This is a genomic window from Myxococcus eversor (genome assembly GCF_010894455.1).
GTDB lineage: Bacteria > Myxococcota > Myxococcia > Myxococcales > Myxococcaceae > Myxococcus > Myxococcus eversor.
This window is the reverse complement of the sequence record NZ_JAAIXY010000066.1, coordinates 1-1,837: the sequence shown is the minus strand read 5'-3', so window position 1 is coordinate 1,837 and position 1,837 is coordinate 1. Positions and strand designations below refer to the sequence as shown.

Here is a 1,837-nt window from a genome sequence, read left to right as displayed (position 1 = left end):
CGTGGCTCCACGAGACGAGATGGAGACGCGGTTGGCGGAGGCGTTCGCCTCGGTGCTGAAGCTGCCGCGTGTCAGCGTCACCGACAGCTTCTTCAGCATGGGCGGCCACTCCCTGCTGGCGACGCAGTTGGTGGCGCGCATCCGCTCATTGCTCAAGGCGGAGGTCCCCTTGCGGACCCTCTTCGAAGCGCCCTCTGTCGCGGCGTTGGCGAAGCGCATCGAGACGGATGTGCGGCTGCGGCCGGGAAACGCTCCTCAGTCGATGCTCGCGCGGGCGCGGGCTCGGCTCCGAATTTCAAACGAGCAGGGGGACACGGAGGAAGAGATGCTCTCTTTTGCCCAGCAGCGCCTGTGGTTCCTGGACCAGTACAGGCCCGGCAGCCCCCTCTACAACATCCCCGCCGCGCTCCGGTTGAAGGGGGACCTGGATGTGCAGGCCCTGGAGCAGGCCTTCACGGAGCTGGTGCGACGCCATCAGTCCCTGCGCACCGTCTTCCAGTCCCGCGAGGGCAAGCCGGTCCAGGTCATCTCCCTCAAAGCGCTTCCGCGGATGCGACTGCCGGTTCAGGACCTGGCGTCGCTGCCGGAGTCCGAGAAGGAAGCAGAGGCGCTGCGGCTGGTCTGGGCCGAGGCCCGACGGCCGTTCGATTTGACGCGCGGCCCCCTGCTCCGCACGGGGCTGGTGCGGCTCGACGTCCACGAGCACCTTTTGCTCGTGACGATGCACCACATCATCGCGGACGCCTGGTCCATCGCCGTACTCATCCGAGAGGTCGTCACCCTCTATGAGGCCTTCAGCGTGGGGCGGCATTCCCCGCTGTCGGAGCTGGGTCTCCAATACGTGGACTACGCCGTCCAACAGCGCGAGTGGCTCCAGGGAGACGTCCTGGAGCGGCAGCTCGCCTGGTGGAAGCGACAGCTCGAAGGGGCCCCCGCTTCGCTGGAGCTTCCCACGGACCGGCCGCGTCCCCTGGATGCTCGCAATCCGGGCACGGTGCTCAAGGTGGAGTTCTCCCGGGAGCTGACCCGGGGCCTCGTGAGTCTGTGCCAGCGCGAGGGCTCCACGCTGTTCATGGGACTGCTCGCGGGCCTCCAGGCCTTGTTGTCGCGGTACTCGGGGCAGGACGACATCTGCGTGGGTGCGCCCATCGCCGGTCGCCAGCAGATGGAGACCGAGGAGCTCATCGGCTTCTTCGTGAACACGCTGGTGCTGCGCACGAAGCTGGATGGCGACCCGACGTTCCGCGAGCTGCTGGGGCGCGTGCGCGAGACGACGCTGGGCGCGTACTCACACCAGGACCTGCCGTTCGAGAAGCTGGTGGAGGTGCTCCAGCCGGAGCGCCTGCCGGGACACACGCCGTTCTTCCAGGTGGCGATGGTGTTGCTCAACACGCCGCCCATGGAGCTGGCCACGCCGGGGCTCTCGTTCGAACACGTGGACGTGAACAGCGGCACGTCGAAGTTCGACTTCACGTTGATGCTTCGCGAGACGCCCGCCGGTCTCACGGGCACGCTGGAGTACCGCACGGACCTCTACGAGCCCGCGTCCGCCGAACGCCTCGTGGCACACCTGCAACGGCTTCTGGCGGGCGCCATCGCCAATCCGCTCCAGCGCGTGTCCGGGCTGCCGCTCGTCTCCGACGCGGACCGGCGCCTCGTGCTGGAAGCCTGGAACACCTCCGCGACGGGACCCCGCTGGGAGGTCTGCGCGCACGAGTTGGTGGAGGCGCAGGCGGCGAGGACACCGGAGGCGGTGGCGGTGGTTTTCGGAGGCGCGCGACTGACGTATGCGCAGTTGGAGAGGCGGGCGAATCAGCTGGCGTGGCACCTGGGGGCG

The 1,837-nt window shown here is 68.3% G+C and carries 1 protein-coding gene; it reads left to right on the top strand.

The genetic code is table 11. From position 1 onward, the window contains the following. Positions 1-19: 19 nt before the first annotated feature. Positions 20-1,837, top strand: a 1,818-nt coding sequence (locus tag G4D83_RS45140; RefSeq protein WP_240357196.1) for a condensation domain-containing protein, incomplete at its 3' end; no start/stop codon positions are given.